Source organism: Paenarthrobacter sp. MSM-2-10-13 (assembly GCF_011605365.1).
In the GTDB taxonomy this organism is placed as follows: Bacteria; Actinomycetota; Actinomycetes; order Actinomycetales; family Micrococcaceae; genus Arthrobacter.
In genome coordinates this window covers 152,261-170,584 of the sequence record NZ_JAAOXO010000001.1, presented here as the reverse complement: position 1 = coordinate 170,584, position 18,324 = coordinate 152,261, and the positions used below count along the sequence as shown (strand labels likewise).

14 protein-coding genes are annotated in these 18,324 nt (G+C 61.0%); 1 reads left to right on the top strand and 13 read right to left on the bottom strand.

The window, feature by feature from the left end; all coding sequences use genetic code 11:
* Positions 1-27 precede the first annotated feature (27 nt).
* From rpsS to rpsJ, 6 genes are read right to left on the bottom strand one after another with little or no spacing between them, the layout of a single operon-like run.
* Positions 28-309, bottom strand: coding sequence for a 30S ribosomal protein S19 (gene rpsS, locus HAV21_RS00810; RefSeq protein ID WP_011775591.1), 282 nt, complete (start codon positions 307-309; stop codon positions 28-30).
* Positions 310-321: 12 nt separating this feature from the next.
* Positions 322-1,161, bottom strand: coding sequence for a 50S ribosomal protein L2 (gene rplB / locus HAV21_RS00805; RefSeq protein ID WP_011775592.1), 840 nt, complete (start codon positions 1,159-1,161; stop codon positions 322-324).
* Between the two features lie 29 nt (positions 1,162-1,190).
* A complete protein-coding gene (gene rplW / locus HAV21_RS00800; protein WP_024817589.1) occupies positions 1,191-1,496 on the bottom strand; it encodes a 50S ribosomal protein L23 in 306 nt (101 codons plus the stop codon).
* A complete protein-coding gene (gene rplD / locus HAV21_RS00795) occupies positions 1,493-2,110 on the bottom strand; it encodes a 50S ribosomal protein L4 (protein WP_142938370.1) in 618 nt (205 codons plus the stop codon). The genes rplW and rplD overlap by 4 nt, the downstream gene beginning before the upstream one ends.
* Positions 2,111-2,114: 4 nt before the next feature.
* A complete protein-coding gene (rplC, locus tag HAV21_RS00790) occupies positions 2,115-2,765 on the bottom strand; it encodes a 50S ribosomal protein L3 (protein WP_011775595.1) in 651 nt (216 codons plus the stop codon).
* A 17-nt stretch (positions 2,766-2,782) separates the two neighbouring features.
* Positions 2,783-3,091 carry a 30S ribosomal protein S10 gene (gene rpsJ, locus HAV21_RS00785; protein ID WP_003803825.1) on the bottom strand — a complete coding sequence of 103 codons (309 nt, stop codon included), beginning with the start codon at positions 3,089-3,091 and terminating at the stop codon, positions 2,783-2,785.
* Positions 3,092-3,473: 382 nt separating this feature from the next.
* On the opposite strand from rpsJ, the gene HAV21_RS00780 reads away from it, so the two are divergent.
* Positions 3,474-4,907: a GH1 family beta-glucosidase gene (locus tag HAV21_RS00780; RefSeq protein ID WP_166839929.1), complete on the top strand. Its 1,434-nt coding sequence runs from the start codon at positions 3,474-3,476 to the stop codon at positions 4,905-4,907.
* Positions 4,908-4,946: 39 nt separating this feature from the next.
* On the opposite strand, the gene HAV21_RS22415 is transcribed toward HAV21_RS00780, so the two are convergent.
* The 7 genes from HAV21_RS22415 to HAV21_RS00750 form a co-directional block, all read right to left on the bottom strand.
* Complete coding sequence (locus tag HAV21_RS22415; RefSeq protein ID WP_261609405.1) at positions 4,947-5,072, bottom strand: hypothetical protein; 126 nt, start codon at positions 5,070-5,072, stop codon at positions 4,947-4,949.
* A gap of 28 nt (positions 5,073-5,100) precedes the next feature.
* A complete protein-coding gene (locus HAV21_RS00775; RefSeq protein WP_166839913.1) occupies positions 5,101-9,402 on the bottom strand; it encodes a hypothetical protein in 4,302 nt (1,433 codons plus the stop codon).
* A gap of 153 nt (positions 9,403-9,555) precedes the next feature.
* Entirely contained in the window at positions 9,556-10,746 is a 1,191-nt protein-coding gene (tuf, locus tag HAV21_RS00770; RefSeq protein ID WP_011775598.1) for an elongation factor Tu, read from the bottom strand.
* 231 nt (positions 10,747-10,977) lie between these two features.
* The gene (gene fusA / locus HAV21_RS00765) at positions 10,978-13,092 is read right to left on the bottom strand and encodes an elongation factor G (RefSeq protein ID WP_011775599.1); all 2,115 of its coding nucleotides are present in this window, start codon (positions 13,090-13,092) and stop codon (positions 10,978-10,980) included.
* 69 nt (positions 13,093-13,161) lie between these two features.
* Complete coding sequence (rpsG, locus tag HAV21_RS00760; protein WP_003803829.1) at positions 13,162-13,632, bottom strand: 30S ribosomal protein S7; 471 nt, start codon at positions 13,630-13,632, stop codon at positions 13,162-13,164.
* Position 13,633: 1 nt separating this feature from the next.
* Positions 13,634-14,008, bottom strand: coding sequence for a 30S ribosomal protein S12 (rpsL, locus tag HAV21_RS00755; protein ID WP_009358312.1), 375 nt, complete (start codon positions 14,006-14,008; stop codon positions 13,634-13,636).
* Positions 14,009-14,420: 412 nt separating this feature from the next.
* Positions 14,421-18,320 (bottom strand): DNA-directed RNA polymerase subunit beta', encoded by a 3,900-nt coding sequence (locus tag HAV21_RS00750; RefSeq protein WP_142938367.1) that lies wholly within the window; start codon positions 18,318-18,320, stop codon positions 14,421-14,423.
* Positions 18,321-18,324 lie beyond the last annotated feature (4 nt).

Below are 18,324 nucleotides of genomic sequence, written 5' to 3'. Positions count from 1 at the left end.
TCTCGTCTAAGACGTAAAGTCAGGCGCCTAGCGGCGCTTGCCCTTACGGTCGTCCTTAACATGGCCGCGGAATGTCCGCGTGGGAGCGAATTCGCCGAGCTTGTGCCCGACCATCGACTCTGTGACAAACACCGGAATGTGCTTGCGTCCGTCGTGTACGGCGATCGTGTGCCCGAGCATGTCGGGGATGATCATCGAACGGCGGGACCAGGTCTTGATGACGTTCTTGGTGCCCTTATCGTTTTCCCGTGCGACCTTCACAAAGAGGTGCTGGTCAACGAAAGGACCTTTTTTCAGGCTGCGTGGCATGTGTCCAGGCTCCTATCGCTTGTTCTTGCCAGTACGGCGGCGACGAACAATAAGCTTGTCGCTCTCTTTGTTCGGACGGCGGGTACGGCCCTCGGGCTTGCCGTTCGGGTTAACCGGGTGACGTCCACCGGAAGTCTTACCTTCACCACCACCGTGCGGGTGGTCAACCGGGTTCATGGCTACACCACGGACGGTCGGGCGAACGCCCTTCCAGCGCATACGGCCGGCCTTGCCCCAGTTGATGTTCGACTGCTCGGCGTTGCCGACCTCGCCGACGGTTGCGCGGCAGCGCACGTCAACGTTGCGGATTTCGCCGGAGGGCAGACGCAACTGAGCGAAGCGGCCTTCCTTGGCAACGAGCTGTACCGAAGCACCTGCGGAACGTGCCATCTTGGCGCCGCCACCCGGACGCAGTTCAACTGCGTGGATTACGGTACCAACCGGGATGTTGCGCAGCGGCAGGTTGTTGCCCGGCTTGATGTCAGCGTCAGGACCAGCCTCGACGAAGTCACCCTGGGACAGCTTGTTAGGAGCGATGATGTAACGCTTGGTGCCATCAACGTAGTGCAGGAGTGCGATGCGAGCCGTACGGTTCGGGTCGTACTCAATTTCGGCAACGCGGGCGTTGATGCCGTCTTTGTCGTGACGACGGAAGTCGATCAGACGGTACTGGCGCTTGTGCCCACCACCCTTGTGACGGGTGGTGATCTTACCGGAGTTGTTACGGCCGCCTGTTTTGTGCAGCGGACGCAGCAACGACTTTTCCGGAGTCGATCGCGTGATTTCAGCGAAGTCGGCTACGCTCGAGCCACGACGGCCCGGGGTAGTCGGCTTGTATTTACGGATTCCCATAATTTATTTCCTCGTTAAAGTGGTCTCCGCTACGCGAGCGGACCGCCGAAGATGTCGATTGTGCCTTCTTTGAGGGTGACAATTGCACGCTTGGTGCTCTTGCGCGTACCCCAGCCGAATTTGGTGCGCTTGCGCTTACCGGCACGGTTGATGGTGTTGATCGAGTCAACCTTGACCGAGAAGATCTTCTCAACGGCCAATTTGATCTCGGTCTTGTTCGAACGAGGGTCCACCAGGAAGGTGTACTTGCCTTCGTCGATCAGACCGTAGCTCTTTTCCGACACGACGGGTGCAAGCACGACGTCGCGCGGGTCCTTGATGGTGGTTACGCTCACTTGGAGGCCTCCTCGTTCTTTGCCTTGTCAGCGACGAACGCCTCGAAAGCAGCCTTGGTGAAGACCACGTCGTCGGAGATGAGCACGTCGTAGGTGTTCAGCTGATCTGCGTACAGAACGTGAATACCTTCGAGGTTGCGCACGGAGAGTGCTGCAACATCATTGGCGCGCTCGATAACGACGAGCAGGTTCTTGCGCTCGGAGACTGCGCGCAGCGACGCCAGTGCTTCTTTGGCGGACGGCTTGGTGCCGGCTACCAGTTCAGCGATGACGTGGATACGGCCGTTACGGGCGCGGTCAGACAGGGCACCGCGGAGTGCAGCGGCCTTCATCTTCTTGGGGGTGCGCTGGCTGTAGTCACGAGGGGTCGGACCGTGGACAACGCCACCGCCGGTCATGTGAGGAGCACGGATTGAACCCTGACGGGCGCGGCCGGTGCCCTTCTGCTTGAACGGCTTGCGACCTGCACCGGAAACCTCGGCGCGGGTCTTCGTCTTGTGGGTACCCTGGCGTGCAGCAGCGAGCTGTGCGACGACGACCTGGTGCAGCAGCGGCACGTTGGTCTGGACGTCGAAGATCTCTGCGGGCAGGTCTACCTTGACAGTGCTAGTCATTTAACTAGGCTCCCTTCACGGCGGTGCGTACGAGTACGACCTGGCCGCGGGCACCGGGGACGGCACCCTTGATAAGGAGCAGCGACTTCTCAGCGTCAATGGCGTGAACCGTGAGGTTCAGCGTGGTGTGACGCTCGGCGCCCATGCGGCCGGCCATTTTCAGGCCCTTGAAGACGCGGCTCGGGGTGGATGCGCCACCGATGGAGCCAGGCTTACGGTGGTTCTTGTGGGCACCGTGGGAAGCGCCAACGCCGTGGAAGCCGTGACGCTTCATAACACCGGCGAAGCCCTTACCTTTGGAGGTGCCGACGACGTCGATCTTCTGGCCGGCTTCGAAGATCTCAACAGAGAGCTCCTGGCCCAGCTCGTAGGATGCGGCGTCTGCGGTACGCAGTTCGACGACGTGGCGGCGAGGAGTTACGCCAGCCTTTTCAAAGTGACCAGCCAGCGGCTTGGTGACCTTGCGGGGGTCGATCTGGCCGTAGCCGATCTGTACGGCGACGTAGCCATCTACCTCTGCGTTACGCAGCTGGGTGATGACGTTGGAGTCAGCCTGGACAACAGTTACCGGGATGAGCTTGTTGTTCTCGTCCCAGACCTGGGTCATGCCGAGCTTCGTGCCCAGCAGGCCCTTTACGTTACGGGTTGCGGTCATAGTCTCTCAGCACCTCCCTAGAGCTTGATTTCGATGTTCACGTCTGCGGGCAGGTCGAGACGCATAAGCGAGTCAACAGCCTTCGGCGTGGGGTCGATGATGTCGATCAGACGCTTGTGAGTACGCATTTCGAAGTGCTCACGGCTGTCCTTGTACTTGTGAGGAGAGCGAATAACGCAGTAAACGTTCTTCTCCGTGGGCAGCGGCACCGGGCCGACTACCGTTGCGCCTGCGCGCGTGACCGTCTCAACGATCTTCCGCGCTGAAACATCAATGACCTCGTGGTCATATGACTTCAGCCGGATGCGGATTTTTTGTCCCGCCATGTCGCCTGACTCTCTTTCAGCTAGTGCTGCTCTAGTTAGGGCTGCTCTGTTTACTTACCTGTTGATGTGGCCGCCGAAGCGTTTGAGGCAGTGCCACCACACGCCGCACAAGCTGAATCCGGAAAAATCCGGGTTCCTCACCTTGCCGGCGCACCGACCCCCGTGGTCGGGCGTGTCGCGATTTCCACGCAAACTCGACCGCAATCATGGGGTTCAGGGTTATGTTTGGGCTTCAGCCTGGACCCTGACACCCGGCATTATCCGGATCGGGACACGAAGAAGCGCTTGAACAACTCATCCAGTATGGCGGAAATATGGTGTAAAGGCTAATCGGCCCTGAAGAGCCATTGCCCGCCACTCGTCCCGTGAGGATGATAGGGGCATGAACGCCCAGGATTCAGGCTCCGTGGAAGATCTCGCCGCCCGCCTGCCTCCCGGGTTCACGTTGGGTGTGGCCGCTGCAGCTTTCCAGATTGAGGGCTCGCTGACCGCTGACGGCCGCGGGCCGTCGGGATGGGATGCTTTCTCCGAAAAGCCCGGGGCAATAGTCGACGGCGGCTCCCCCGCCATGGCCTGCGATCACTACAACCGCTCCGACGAAGATATTGCCTTGATGCAGGAGCTTGGTGTCGATTCCTACCGCTTTTCGCTCTCGTGGCCGCGTATCCAACCTGGCGGCAAAGGTGCAGTCAACCAGCGCGGCCTGGACTTCTATGATCGCCTGATCGACAAACTCCTGGCCGCAGGCATTTCCCCCATGGCAACGCTGTACCACTGGGATACCCCGCTGGAGTTGGAGCATGCCGGGGGGTGGATGAACCGGGACACTGCTGAACGCTTCGGAGTGTACTGCGAAGCCGCCGCCGAACGGTTCGGTGACCGCGTTGAGCACTGGGTCACCATGAACGAGCCTGTGTCCGTCACAGTTCAGGGATACGCGCTGGGTGTGCACGCCCCTGGCCGGCAACTGCTGTTCGACTCACTGCCTGCCGCGCATCATCAATTGCTGGGTCATGGGATGGCCGTGCGGGCTCTCCGGAACGCTGGCGTCAAGGGGCAGATCGGGGTGTCAAACATGCATTGCCCCGTGGAGCCGGCCAGCAACAGTCTTGGCGACAGGCTGATGACGCAGGCGCTGGACCTGATCCTCAACCGCATCTACGCCGATGCGATCCTGCTTGGCCAATACCCCAAGCCACCGTGGCCCATGAAACCGTGGTTCCGCTCGCTGGGTACCGTCCACGACGGTGATCTTGAACTGATCAGCCAACCTCTGGACTTTTACGGGCTCAACTACTACTACCCCGTGAAGGTGGCAGTGGGCCCTGGACCGGCGGAGATCCCTACCGGAAGTTCTCCCGAGATGACCAATGTTCCTTTCCATTTGGCCGCCTACCAGGAGTATGAGACCACAGGGTTCGGCTGGCCTGTTGCGCCGGAATACCTGGCGTTGCTGCTCCGCGACATGAAGGACCGGTATGGAGCGGCACTTCCCCCCGTCTACATCACGGAAGGTGGAGCAAGCTTCCCCGAGCCTGCCCACGTTGACGGACCCATCCAAGACACTAACCGCATTACCTACCTGGCTGAGCATCTTGGCCATGCCTTGACGGCAACGGGGCCTGGTGGCCTCGCCGCAGATGTGGACCTCCGGGGATATTACGTCTGGACCTTACTGGATAACTTCGAGTGGGCAGCAGGCTACTCACAACGGTTCGGCCTGACCCACGTGGACTTCGAGACCATGGAGCGGACTCCCAAGGACTCGTTCTACTGGTATCGATCCCTGGTCCGCGCACGCCACCATCACTCGTAGCATGTGTGAGTTAAATCGATCAGGCTTGGAGTCCGAACCCTACTTGCTCTTGTTGGCGCGACGTATCCGCTTGGCGCGTTCGATCTCGCTCTTGAAGTTCTTTCGACCCCACAGCACCCCGCCACCGATAGCGGCAATGACTGCCAGGAAAATCAGAAATTCCATGGTGCTCTCCTCTTCGTAGACTGCAACATTATCGGATTCCGTCACGGGTCCGCTCCGGCGGAACATCGCTCGGATCCCCGCCCTTGACCGGCCCGCCGGTATTGCTGGGCGGCTTCCGATTCAAACGCCATACCGCCAGCACGATCAGACCCAAGGCGACCAACGCGAGCATGGCAAAGGCGTAGGACCGCAGCGCCCACATAATGCTCAGCGCTACGGCGACGGCTCCCCACCACACCAGTACGCGTTCAGCCAGGAGCAGGCCCGCTGCCAGAAGCACGACGTGTGCCACCAGTACGTAGAGCTGTTGCGAAGACGTACCGCCGACGACGGTCCCCAGGGACATGAGAGACAGCAAGCCAGCGGCAAGGCAAAGCCGAAGGAGGGCCTCCGCGCGCTGCCCCTTTGCATAGCGCAGCCCTGCTATAACGGCCCCCGCCACCACGTACCATTGCGCGGTCCAGAACAAATCCGGACTGGATCCGTCCACGAAAAGCACCGCCCGTTGCAGAGCCGCGACGGAGACAATCCCCGCAAGCTCCGCTGCCAGCCACTTCCCGTTCGGTACCTCAATCACAACCAGTACCCCGGTAACCACCACCAGGACAAATCCCAGCATGGATGTTTGATCGCGCCCCAACCCCACGGCCGCAGATGTTGCAACCGCCACGGCCGCAATGGCAGCCAAGGAGTTACGTCGCCAGTCACTGCCTTTGATGGCCGCTCCGCCAAATACTCTCAGGGAATAGAGGAGCACCGCGGTCCCCACTCCGCCAATAAGCCAGGCAGCGTAGTCGCTCCAGACACCTTCAGGCAGCTCCACCAACAAACCGTCGACGGCGGGCACCGCCCCTACCAGCACGGCCGGGGCAGCTGCGGTGTAAAGGACCGGCATCCGTTCAAAGTGCGAGGCAGCGAACAAGACACCAGCCAGGACCAGTACCGACAGTCCTGTCAGGGAGTGTGAGATGCCCAAGGTCAAAGTGCCGCCAACCAACGTAAATGCCATTGCCGAGATGAGCCAGAACCAGCGCTCCGCGCCGCCGGCAGCAGAACCCTCGTACGACTTCTGCGGGCGGGATATCCCCCGCGCAGCAACCGTGGCAACAGCCAGGGCGAGCAGGACAACAGGGACTTGAGACTTGTCCAGAAGCGGCTGATACAGCCACGTTGAAGCTGGGAACACGAGGGCCGGCCCAGCAGCGATGACGCCAGCCACAACGACCGCGGTACCGAAGTACTGGGATCCTCGGGCTCGGAGAATCCGCCATGCAATAGCGGCCGAAGCCGCGGCCACAGCCAATTCAAGCATCGCTACCCAGCGGCCTCCGCCGTCGTAATCCCCTGCGAGCAGGTATGAGAACGGCAGCAATAGCTGGGCACCCAAGGTGGCGTGGACTGTTGCCTGCTGGAATGCGACATCAATGCCTCGCCCTCGCAGGACCATGGTCAACGCATGCTGCAAGGCAAGAACCAGAGCGAGGCTAATGGACAGAGCCGTCGCCGAGTCCGTGACATCAGCCACTGTCACCGCGACGAAGGCGCCGGTAAGCACCCGGACCGCCAGCAGGTAGTAACCGCGGATCAATCGGTGGCGAACCGCGCCCATCATGAACCCGCTGTAGGCGGCAAAGATGCCCAACAGAATTTCGACGTCCCGGACGTTCCCTCCTCGGAGTGCCAGGAGGAGGACAAAAGCAGCGGGCGCAAAGATCCAGCCAGCGGAGTGGCGTCGCAGAATCGCACTGACGAGGACGGCCGCCAAGGCAGTCGATACCGCTGCAACTCCAGGCTGCCAGCTATCCCTAACGGTCCCCCCGGAAAACGCTCCAGTGACAGTAAGGAACGTGGTTGCCGCCGCCATGACGGCAACCACAACACCGGCATCTGCTACGGAAGCTCGAGGGTAACGGCGTCGGCTGCCGACAAGGAGGGGAAGGACCAGCTGGACCGCGGCCGCCACCACCAGTACAAATCCTGTGGTGGGAACTTCACCGGCGACCCGAATGCTCCAGCCATCGCGCATCGCGTCCCCGTAAGCCGAGAACGCCAACAGCGTGCCAGCCGCCCGGGACAGCCACCAGTAGCACTGCCTGTGGAAGGACGGGGAGATTCTTAGGGCAGTGACCACGAAGTAGGCAAGCAATGCCAAAAGGACGCCATTTCCCAACGTCAACGACACGAATGCAGTTGTCATTGCGCCCGCGATGACTGCGGTTGCGGGCGCAATGACTTCGGCCACTGTTGCACGCCATCCAACCTTGCCAGCGGATTCCGTACGAACTGGCGGAAACATCAGAAGTCCCGTTACCAAACCTGCCAGCACAACAAGGAGTACAGCTACTGCAACAACCGGACGCCCGGAAGTGTCGTCAAATATCGGCAGTACAAGAAGGCCCGCGACGGCGGCGGCGCCAAAGCCGGCTACCGAAGCCTGCGGCGCCAACAGCCGGACTCCCCCACGTGCCAACCCGGCGCTCAGTAGTTGCTGCACGGCGGCCGCGGCCACGAGCGCAATCAAGGAGTACGACGTTCGTTCCGGATTTCCCGTCATCACACCGGCTACCCCCAAAGGCACAGCCAAGGTGAGCGCGATCCTCCCCGCGAGAATCAAGTATTGGCGGGAAGTGGTTGCTGCGGTCAGTGCCAGCAGGAACCAGTAAAGCGCTGCTGACCCCAGGAATATCGAGACGGGCCATGCCCCGAGCAACGCACCGAGGGCTCCGCCCACTCCCAGCACAGCGGCCGGGGCAAACTCCAGGCCTTGGCGCAACTTCCAACCCATCACCATGGCAGTCAGCATCGTCACAGCGAGAGGAACATAGTTTGGGGGGTCGAACGGCCTGAACTCCAGCACCACGGTGAGGATAGTTGAAGTTATCAGTTGCAGCGCCAAACATGACACGGCGTCAGCCCACCAGGAGCGGGGCAGCAACTTCCTTCCTCCGAAGGCAACCCCCAAGGCCTGGACTCCGAGGCAGATGACGGCGGCCAACAACACTGTGCTCACGTTCGCGGTGACATCCCACACCACCCCGAGCAGGGCGAGGGTCAGCGCGGCCCGCGCCGCATAGAGGTGCTGCACCCTATAGCGAGCCCGCGGAACGAAGAACATCACGGCGAAGTAGATGCCGCACATCAACATGACCCAGGCGTACTCCCCCTTGGACAAAAGGTGAGGGGTGAGCGTAACAGCAACGGCTACAAGGGGAACCAACGCCGGGTGCAGCATCATCAGAGGACGGACGTAAAGAGGCGGAAGCCACTTAGGACGCAGCAAGGACACTACTGTCAGGAGAACTGCCACCCCAATGAGCGCCGTGAAGTACCAGACCAGCGCGCCGCCAAGGACCGATACGCCGGACCACGCCGTTGAGACGATGAAGCTGAGGGACAGGAAGGCCAGGACTTTGTTGTCCAACTTCACTGCGGTGTAAGCGTAGACTGCGGTGCCCAGCAACGAAGTGACCAACCATGCCGCCGGGCCGTTGTGAAGCACAAAGTTGTACATGGCCAACCCGGTGACCGGAACCAGCGCAAGTCCTGTTCCAACAAAGGCCACAGCAGCAGGCCGAAGCCGCGGTACGCGCGAGTGGATGACCATGCCTGCACCATAGAACAGCGCAGTGATGAACCAGATCCCCACGAACCGCAAGAGGGCCGGAAGGCTCGTGCCCAGGAACAAAGCTCCGGCTGCAACCAAGAGGAGGCTGGCGACGTAGAGCGTGATGTTGATGTTCTGCTGATCGCGCTTTTCCTTGCGCGCAGCGGCGGCCTCAGGAGTCTCTCGAACTACCGGGGGTTGGTTGACGTAGAAACCAGGTTGCTGTTGTGCCACAGGTGGCACGGCCCGTTGTGTCGCCTGTTCCCGGGGAGCAGTCCATTGCCGAACGGGCTGCTGTGGATTCGACGGCTGTGGGTTCGGCTGGTGCGGGTTCGGCTGCCGCCGGACGGGCTGCTGCGGAAGGGGCTGCTGTGGGATGGGCTGCTGCGCGGCCGCGGCCTGTTGTTGTGCAGGTGGCTGAGGCGTAGGCGGGTGGAAAGCGGGCGCCGGCGGCGGCACTGGGCGGTACGGGGCAGACGGAGCCGGCGGGCTAACAGAGGCAGGAGCAGGACTCCCGGCCGCGGACCCGCCCAATGCCTGCCCCTTGGCCTCAGCATCCCGCCAACCAGCCAGGTGCCCGGCGAGAAAACCTGCCTGGTAGGAGGCTGCGTGGTGAGGCTCCGCAGTAGGGGCATGAGCAGTCCCGCGGCGTCCCTTCGCAAGCCCGACTGCAAAGCCAATCCCGCCGACAATGACGACGAGCAGCAGGATGAGAAATGCAGTCATGGTAGCTCCTTGGTTGCGCCGGACGCAGCAAGTGCACGGCCTTTATCCATTCGATAGAGTAACTGTAGCAAAAAGAACCCCACCGCCGTAGCGGTGGGGTTCTCTTAGCTAACTACCGGCTGGGCCGGAGTGTCACCGATCTACAAGTAGAGACTACTTGATGATGCTGGTAACACGTCCCGAACCAACGGTGCGGCCGCCTTCGCGGATAGCGAAGCCGAGGCCCTCTTCCATAGCGATCGGCTGGATGAGCGCAACGGTCATCTCAGTGTTGTCGCCAGGCATAACCATTTCCGTGCCTTCCGGCAGGGTGATAACGCCGGTTACGTCCGTGGTACGGAAGTAGAACTGCGGGCGGTAGTTGGAGTAGAACGGGTTGTGACGTCCGCCTTCGTCCTTGGAAAGGATGTAGACGTTAGCCTCGAAGTCGGTGTGCGGGGTGATGGAACCCGGCTTGACGACAACCTGGCCACGCTCGACATCGTCGCGCTTCAGACCGCGGAGCAGGAGGCCACAGTTCTCGCCGGCCCATGCTTCGTCGAGCTGCTTGTGGAACATCTCGATACCGGTAACCGTGGTCTTCTGGATCGGGCGGATGCCAACGATCTCAACCTCGGAGTTGATGGCGAGGGTTCCACGCTCGGCGCGGCCCGTAACAACGGTTCCACGACCGGTGATCGTGAAGACGTCTTCGATCGGCATCAGGAACGGCTTGTCGCGGTCACGTACGGGGTCCGGAACGGACTCGTCGACTGCTGCCATCAGGTCCTGGACGGACTTGACCCAAACCGGGTCGCCTTCCAGAGCCTTGAGACCGGAAACGCGAACAACCGGAGCCTCATCGCCATCGAAGCCCTGCGAGCTCAGGAGCTCACGAACTTCCATTTCGACGAGGTCGAGGAGTTCTTCGTCATCAACCATGTCGGACTTGTTCAGTGCAACCAGCAGGTAGGGAACACCAACCTGGCGGGCGAGCAGAACGTGCTCACGGGTCTGAGCCATCGGACCATCGGTTGCAGCAACCACGAGGATTGCGCCGTCCATCTGGGCAGCACCGGTGATCATGTTCTTGATGTAGTCAGCGTGACCCGGGGCGTCTACGTGTGCGTAGTGGCGCTTCTCGGTCTGGTACTCCACGTGGGAGATGTTGATGGTAATACCGCGCTGGCGCTCTTCCGGAGCAGAGTCGATCGACGCGAAGTCGCGCTGCTCGTTGAGATCCGGGTACTGGTCGTACAGCACCTTGGAAATGGCGGCAGTCAGCGTCGTCTTACCGTGGTCAACGTGACCAATGGTGCCGATGTTGACGTGCGGCTTAGTCCGCTCGAACTTTGCCTTTGCCACAGGTTCCTCCTAGAACGATTTCAAGTGAAGTGCTCCTCGGCCGCGCTTTTCGCGGCAGAAACTTTAGCAAGTCTACTTGGGGGCTTGGTTTTGGTGAAATTGCAGATTCAGGAACCAATGGTAGTTCCTCGAGCCTGTTTGCGCAGGGGCCAGGCTGCAGCTCTCGCCGCAGCCCCGCCTCAAGCGCTCAGATGCCTTCCCGATACCGGAATTGCATCCGTTACCGGGAGATTACTCGCCGCGGGTTTTCTGGATGATCTCGTCGGCTACTGCCTTGGGGACCTCCGCGTAGCTGTTGAACGTCATGGAGTACACAGCGCGACCCTGGGTCTTGGACCGGAGGTCACCGATGTAGCCGAACATGCCGGACAGCGGAACGTGTGCACGGATAACCTTCACACCTGCTGCGTCTTCCATGGACTGCATCTGGCCACGACGGGCGTTAAGGTCACCGATAACATCACCCATGTATTCCTCAGGTGTGCGGACCTCAACATCCATCAGCGGTTCAAGCAGAACAGGGTTCGCCTTGCGTGCAGCTTCCTTGAAAGCCATACGTCCGGCGATCTTGAACGCCATTTCCGAGGAGTCAACATCGTGGGACGCGCCATCAATCAGCGTGGCCTTGATGCCGACAACCGGGTAACCGGCCAGGACGCCGTCGTTCAGTGCATCCTGGATACCAGCGTCAACGGACGGGATGTATTCGCGCGGAACACGGCCACCAGTGACCTTGTTTTCGAACGCGTACAGCTCGCCGGAAGCGGTGTCCATGGGCTCGATCGCAATCTGGATCTTTGCGAACTGACCCGAACCACCGGTCTGCTTCTTGTGCGTGTAGTCAAGGCGCTCAACGGCGCGCTTGATGGTTTCGCGGTAAGCAACCTGCGGCTTGCCAACGTTTGCCTCGACCTTGAATTCGCGGCGCATGCGGTCCACCAGGATGTCCAGGTGGAGCTCGCCCATGCCGGCGATGATGGTCTGGCCCGTGTCTTCGTTGAGGGAGACCTGGAAGGTCGGGTCCTCAGCGGAGAGCTTCTGGATGGCCGTGGAGAGCTTCTCCTGGTCACCCTTGGTGTTGGGCTCGATCGCAACAGAGATCACGGGCTCCGGGAAGCTCATGGACTCGAGGACGATCTGGTTGTTGGCATCACACAGGGTGTCGCCCGTGGTGGTGTCCTTCAGACCGATAGCCGCGTAGATGTGGCCGGCGGTAGCGCCCTCAACAGGCATTTCCTTGTTGGCGTGCATCTGGAACAGCTTGCCGATGCGTTCCTTCTTGCCCTTGGTGGAGTTAACCACCTGGGCGCCAGCCTCGACGTGACCGGAGTACACGCGAACGAAGGTCAGCTGACCGAAGAACGGGTGCGCAGCAATCTTGAAGGCGAGGGCCGAGAACGGCTCGTCAGCAGAGGGCTTGCGGGTGAGTTCCTTCTCTTCGTCGCGAGGATCGTGACCGATCATCGGCGGGACGTCGAGCGGGTTCGGCAGGAAGTCAACAACAGCGTCAAGCATCGGCTGGACACCGCGGTTCTTGAAGGCAGAACCACAGAAGACCGGGTAGAGCTCAGAGTTGATGGTCATCTTGCGGATGCCGGCTTTGATCTCTTCGAGGGTGAGTTCTTCACCTTCGAGGTACTTCTCCATAAGTTCTTCGGAAGCCTCGGCCACAGTCTCAACGAGCTGTGCACGGTACTCTTCGGCCTTGGCCTGGAGATCCGCCGGGATTTCCTGCACTTCGTAGGAAGCGCCCATGGTGACGTCACCCTTTGCGTCGCCAGGCCAAACCAGGGCGCGCATTTCGAGGAGGTCAACAACACCGATGAAGTCGTTCTCAGCGCCAATGGGCAGCTGCATAACCAGCGGCTTGGCACCAAGGCGGGAGATGATGGTATCTACGGTGAAGTAGAAGTCAGCACCCAGCTTGTCCATCTTGTTGACAAAGCAGATACGCGGAACGTTGTACTTGTCGGCCTGGCGCCAAACAGTCTCGGACTGCGGCTCCACGCCTTCCTTGCCATCGAACACTGCGACTGCACCGTCGAGGACGCGCAGGGAGCGCTCAACCTCAACCGTGAAGTCAACGTGGCCCGGGGTGTCAATGATGTTGATCTGGTTCTTGTCCCAGAAGCAAGTCACGGCGGCAGACGTGATGGTGATGCCGCGTTCCTTTTCCTGTTCCATCCAGTCAGTCGTCGAAGCGCCGTCGTGCGTCTCGCCGATCTTGTGGTTCACACCCGTGTAGAACAGGATGCGCTCGGTAGTGGTGGTCTTGCCGGCATCGATGTGGGCCATGATGCCGATGTTGCGGACCTTATTAAGGTCGGTAAGCACGTCCTGTGCCACGGGGTCTCCCTTTCGGATGGACTACACGTTCGCCGCCGGCTCAGTGAGCCGGCGGCGTCCGGAAAGTTTTTACCAGCGGTAGTGTGCGAAGGCCTTGTTGGACTCGGCCATCTTGTGGGTGTCTTCGCGACGCTTCACAGCGGCACCAAGACCATTTGAGGCATCCAGGATTTCGTTCTGGAGGCGCTCGGTCATGGTCTTCTCGCGGCGGGCCTTGGAGTAGCCCACGAGCCAACGCAGAGCGAGAGCGGTGGAGCGACCCGGCTTGACCTCAACCGGAACCTGGTAGGTAGCGCCACCAACACGGCGTGAACGCACCTCGAGAGAAGGCTTGACGTTGTCCATGGCCTTCTTGAGAGCGGCAACGGGGTCGCCGCCGGACTTGGCACGTGCACCTTCGAGTGCACCGTAAACGATGCGCTCTGCGGTGGACTTCTTGCCGTCGACAAGAACCTTGTTGATCAGCTGCGTGACCAACGGGGAGCCGTAAACGGGATCGGAAACTAGCGGCCGCTTCGGGGCCGGACCCTTGCGAGGCATATTACTTCTTCTCCATCTTTGCGCCGTAACGGCTGCGAGCCTGCTTGCGGTTCTTGACACCCTGGGTGTCGAGTGCGCCGCGGACGATCTTGTAGCGGACACCCGGAAGGTCCTTAACACGACCACCACGGACGAGCACGATGGAGTGCTCCTGGAGGTTGTGGCCAACACCGGGGATGTAGGCGGTAACTTCTACGCCACCGTTGAGGCGCACACGTGCCACCTTACGGAGAGCCGAGTTCGGCTTCTTGGGGGTGGTGGTGTAAACGCGGGTGCAAACACCGCGGCGCATCGGGCTGCCCTTCAGCGCGGGAGCCTTGGTCTTGGAGACCTTCGGCGTGCGGCCCTTGCGGACCAGCTGGTTAATCGTAGGCACTTTCGTGTTCTCCGTTGTTTGATCTCTGCCCCCACACACAGGCGCCAGCCTGTGTAAACGTGGGAACTTTGGCGTTGCTCGTGCAGCCGGCCGAAACTCCGGTAGGCGTGCAAAAGTGCGGCATTCGTTGCGCATGTTGCCCGCAACCCGGAAACAGGCTCCACCCAGCACCATGAGAACAAAACCAAAATGATGCTGCGGCGGCCTTCATCCACTGCCACACAGAACAATTACCAAAAGTCTAGCACGGCTTGATCTAGCGCCTTAATCGGGTGTATGGAGGACGACGGCGGAAGCCGGGCGCCGCCGTCGTCCTCCACTCCCCCGGGTTCCCGCCCGAAAAGGCGGCGTTAACGGGCCAGGCCCCGCACTCGAAAGTGCGGGGCCTGGCCTTTTGGCGTCAACTCACGCGTCAGCGGAAATCGTTACCGAGATCGTAGTCATCCAGCGGGATGGCGTGGAACTCAGGCGCACCGTCGCCACCCAGGGCGTCATAGGAGAAGTCGGTGAAAGCGCTGGGGCCCGTGAACAGGCTTGCCTTTGCTTCTTCCGTCGGCTCCACGGTGACCTCTGTGTAGCGGGGCAGACCCGTACCAGCCGGGATGAGCTTACCGATGATGACGTTTTCCTTGAGGCCGAGCAGAGGATCGCTCTTGCCTTCCATGGCCGCCTGCGTCAGGACGCGGGTGGTTTCCTGGAAGGAAGCAGCCGACAGCCAGGACTCGGTAGCCAAGGAAGCCTTGGTGATACCCATGAGTTCCGGACGACCGGATGCCGGTGCCTTGCCCTCAGACACGACGCGGCGGTTCTCGTCCTCGAAGCGGGCGCGCTCTGCAAGCTCACCGGGGAGCAGGTCGGAGTCGCCGGATTCGATGACGGTCACGCGGCGCAGCATCTGGCGGACTATAACCTCGACGTGCTTGTCGTGGATACCAATACCCTGGCTGCGGTACACGCCCTGAACTTCGTCCACAAGGAACTTCTGTGCAGCACGCGGACCCATGATGCGCAGAACCTGCTTCGGGTCCACAGGACCGTTGATCAGCTTCTGGCCGACGCTTACGTGATCGCCATCTTCGATGAGCAAACGTGAACGGCGGAGCACCGGGTAGGCAATCTCTTCGGAACCATCGTCCGGAGTGATGACCAGGCGCATCTGACGCTCGGACTCTTCGATGGTGATGCGGCCGGCTGCTTCTGCAATCGGTGCCACACCCTTCGGAGTACGGGCTTCGAAGAGCTCCTGGATACGGGGCAGACCCTGGGTGATGTCGTCGCCGCCACCGGCGGAAACAGCACCACCGGTGTGGAACGTACGCATGGTCAGCTGTGTACCGGGCTCACCGATGGACTGTGCGGCAATGATGCCCACGGCCTCGCCGATGTCCACGGTCTTACCGGTAGCCAGCGAACGGCCGTAGCAGAGTGCACACGTGCCCACCTTGGACTCACACGTGAGTACGGAGCGGACCTTGACCTCGGTGATGCCTGCAGCCAGCAGCTGGTCGATAACGACGTCGCCGCAGTCGGTGCCGCCAGCAGCCAGGACGTTGCCCTGGGCATCGACGACGTCGACAGCCAGCGTACGTGCGTAGGCGCTGTTCTCGACGTTCTCGTCCAGGACGAGCTCACCGTTGGAATCCGGCACGGCGATCGGGGTGACCAGACCGCGTTCGGTACCACAGTCCTCTTCGCGGACGATGACATCCTGCGAGACGTCCACCAGACGACGGGTCAGGTAACCCGAGTTGGCAGTACGCAGAGCGGTATCGGCCAGACCCTTACGGGCACCGTGCGTGGCGATGAAGTATTCCAGAACCGACAGGCCCTCGCGGTAGGAGGACTTGATCGGGCGAGGAATGATCTCACCCTTCGGGTTGGCCACAAGACCACGGATACCCGCGATCTGGCGGACCTGCATCCAGTTACCACGTGCACCGGAGGACACCATGCGGTTGATGGTGTTCATCGGGGACAGGCTGTCACGCATCGCCTGGGCGATTTCGTTGGTTGCCTTGTTCCAGATTTCGATCAGTTCCTGGCGACGCTCGTCGTCGTCGATCAGGCCCTTGTCGTACTGGCCCTGGATCTTGGCGGCCATGTTCTCGTAACCGGCCAGGATGGCAGGCTTGGAAGTAGGCACCTCGATGTCAGAGATGGCAACCGTGACACCCGAACGGGTGGCCCAGTAGAAACCGGCGTCCTTCAGGTTGTCCAGCGTTGCCGCGGTAACAACCTTCGGGTAGCGCTCGGCGAGGTCGTTGACGATACGGGACAGTTCGCCCTTATCTGCAACAGCCTCAACCCACGGGTAATCCTCAGGCAGCGTCTGGTTGAAGATGACCTGGCCCAGGGAGGTTTCAACGAGAGCCGGCTGACCGGGCTCCCAACCTTCCGGAGCTTCCCATCCTGCGTAAGGCACGAAGTCGTCCAAGCGGATCTTGACCTGGGAGTTCAGGTGCAGATCACGGGCATCGTAGGCCATGATGGCTTCCGAAACCGAGGAGAAGATGCGGCCTTCGCCGGCGGAGCCGACGCGCTTGGTGGTCAGGTGGTACAGGCCGATGATCATATCCTGCGAAGGAAGGGTCACCGGACGGCCATCAGAGGGCTTCAGGATGTTGTTCGAGGACAGCATCAGGATGCGTGCTTCGGCCTGGGCTTCCGGGCTCAGCGGCAGGTGGACTGCCATCTGGTCGCCGTCGAAGTCAGCGTTGAAGGCGCCACAAACCAACGGGTGAAGCTGGATTGCCTTGCCTTCCACAAGCTGGGGTTCGAAGGCCTGGATGCCGAGGCGGTGAAGGGTAGGTGCACGGTTGAGCAGCACCGGGTGTTCGGTGATGATCTCTTCCAGCACGTCCCAAACCTGCGGACGGTAACGCTCAACCATGCGCTTGGCCGACTTGATGTTCTGTGCGTGGTTGAGGTCAACCAGGCGCTTCATCACGAACGGCTTGAAGAGCTCCAAGGCCATCTGCTTGGGCAGACCACACTGGTGCAGCTTCAGCTGCGGGCCGACGACGATAACCGAACGACCCGAGTAGTCAACGCGCTTGCCGAGGAGGTTCTGGCGGAAACGACCCTGCTTGCCCTTGAGCATGTCGCTCAGGGACTTCAAGGGACGGTTACCCGGACCCGTAACGGGGCGGCCACGACGACCGTTGTCGAAGAGGCTGTCAACAGCTTCCTGAAGCATGCGCTTCTCGTTGTTGACGATGATCTCCGGAGCACCGAGGTCAAGCAGTCGCTTGAGGCGGTTGTTGCGGTTGATCACGCGACGGTAGAGGTCGTTGAGGTCGGAGGTCGCGAAGCGGCCACCGTCCAGCTGGACCATCGGGCGCAGTTCCGGCGGGATCACCGGGACGGCGTCGAGAACCATGCCGAGCGGGCTGTTGTTGGTGGTCAGGAACGCGTTGACAACCTTCAGGCGCTTCAGGGCACGCGTCTTGCGCTGGCCCTTGCCGTTCTGGATGGTGTCGCGCAGTGACTCGGCTTCAGCCTGCATGTCAAAGGTCTCGAGGCGCTTCTTGATCGCCTCGGCACCCATGGAGCCCTCGAAGTACAGTCCGTAACGGTCGCGCAGTTCGCGGTACAGGCCTTCGTCACCTTCAAGGTCAGCAACCTTGAGGTTCTTGAAGCGGTCCCAAACCTGCTCAAGGCGCTCGATGTCGGCGTCGGCACGCTTACGGACGTTCGCCATCTGGCGGTCAGCAGAGTCGCGGGCCTTCTTCTTGTCGGCAGCCTTGGCGCCTTCGCCTTCAAGACGGGCAAGCTCGTCTTCAAGGTCGCGGGCGATCGTGGCGATGTCGCTGTCGCGGTTGTCCACCATCTGCTTCTTCTCGAGGTCGTGCTCAACCTGGAGGTTCGGCAGTTCTGCGTGACGGCTCTCGGTGTCAACGCTGGTGATCATGTAGGCAGCGAAGTAGATGACCTTCTCAAGGTCCTTCGGTGCCAGGTCCAAAAGGTAACCCAAGCGCGAGGGGACGCCCTTGAAGTACCAGATGTGGGTTACAGGCGCGGCCAGCTCGATGTGGCCCATGCGCTCACGGCGCACCTTGGCACGGGTGACTTCAACGCCACAACGCTCGCAAATGATGCCCTTGAAGCGGACGCGCTTGTACTTACCGCAGTAGCATTCCCAGTCGCGGGACGGGCCAAAGATCTTCTCGCAGAAGAGGCCGTCCTTCTCAGGCTTGAGCGTGCGGTAGTTGATGGTTTCCGGCTTCTTGACCTCACCGTAAGACCATCCGCGGATGTCTTCCGCGGTGGCGAGGCCGATCTGCATGAGGCCGAAGGAGGATTCGCTGGACATATGG

Coding starts and splice junctions, on each gene's coding strand:
- rpsG (WP_003803829.1), bottom strand. CDS start 13,632: ATGCCTCGCAAGGGTCCGGCCCCGAAGCGGCCGCTAGTTTCCGATCCC.
- HAV21_RS00780 (WP_166839929.1), top strand. CDS start 3,474: ATGAACGCCCAGGATTCAGGCTCCGTGGAAGATCTCGCCGCCCGCCTG.
- rpsJ (WP_003803825.1), bottom strand. CDS start 3,091: ATGGCGGGACAAAAAATCCGCATCCGGCTGAAGTCATATGACCACGAG.
- rplC (WP_011775595.1), bottom strand. CDS start 2,765: ATGACCGCAACCCGTAACGTAAAGGGCCTGCTGGGCACGAAGCTCGGC.
- rplD (WP_142938370.1), bottom strand. CDS start 2,110: ATGACTAGCACTGTCAAGGTAGACCTGCCCGCAGAGATCTTCGACGTC.
- rplB (WP_011775592.1), bottom strand. CDS start 1,161: ATGGGAATCCGTAAATACAAGCCGACTACCCCGGGCCGTCGTGGCTCG.
- HAV21_RS00775 (WP_166839913.1), bottom strand. CDS start 9,402: ATGACTGCATTTCTCATCCTGCTGCTCGTCGTCATTGTCGGCGGGATT.
- HAV21_RS22415 (WP_261609405.1), bottom strand. CDS start 5,072: ATGGAATTTCTGATTTTCCTGGCAGTCATTGCCGCTATCGGTGGCGGG.
- HAV21_RS00750 (WP_142938367.1), bottom strand. CDS start 18,320: ATGTCCAGCGAATCCTCCTTCGGCCTCATGCAGATCGGCCTCGCCACC.
- rpsS (WP_011775591.1), bottom strand. CDS start 309: ATGCCACGCAGCCTGAAAAAAGGTCCTTTCGTTGACCAGCACCTCTTT.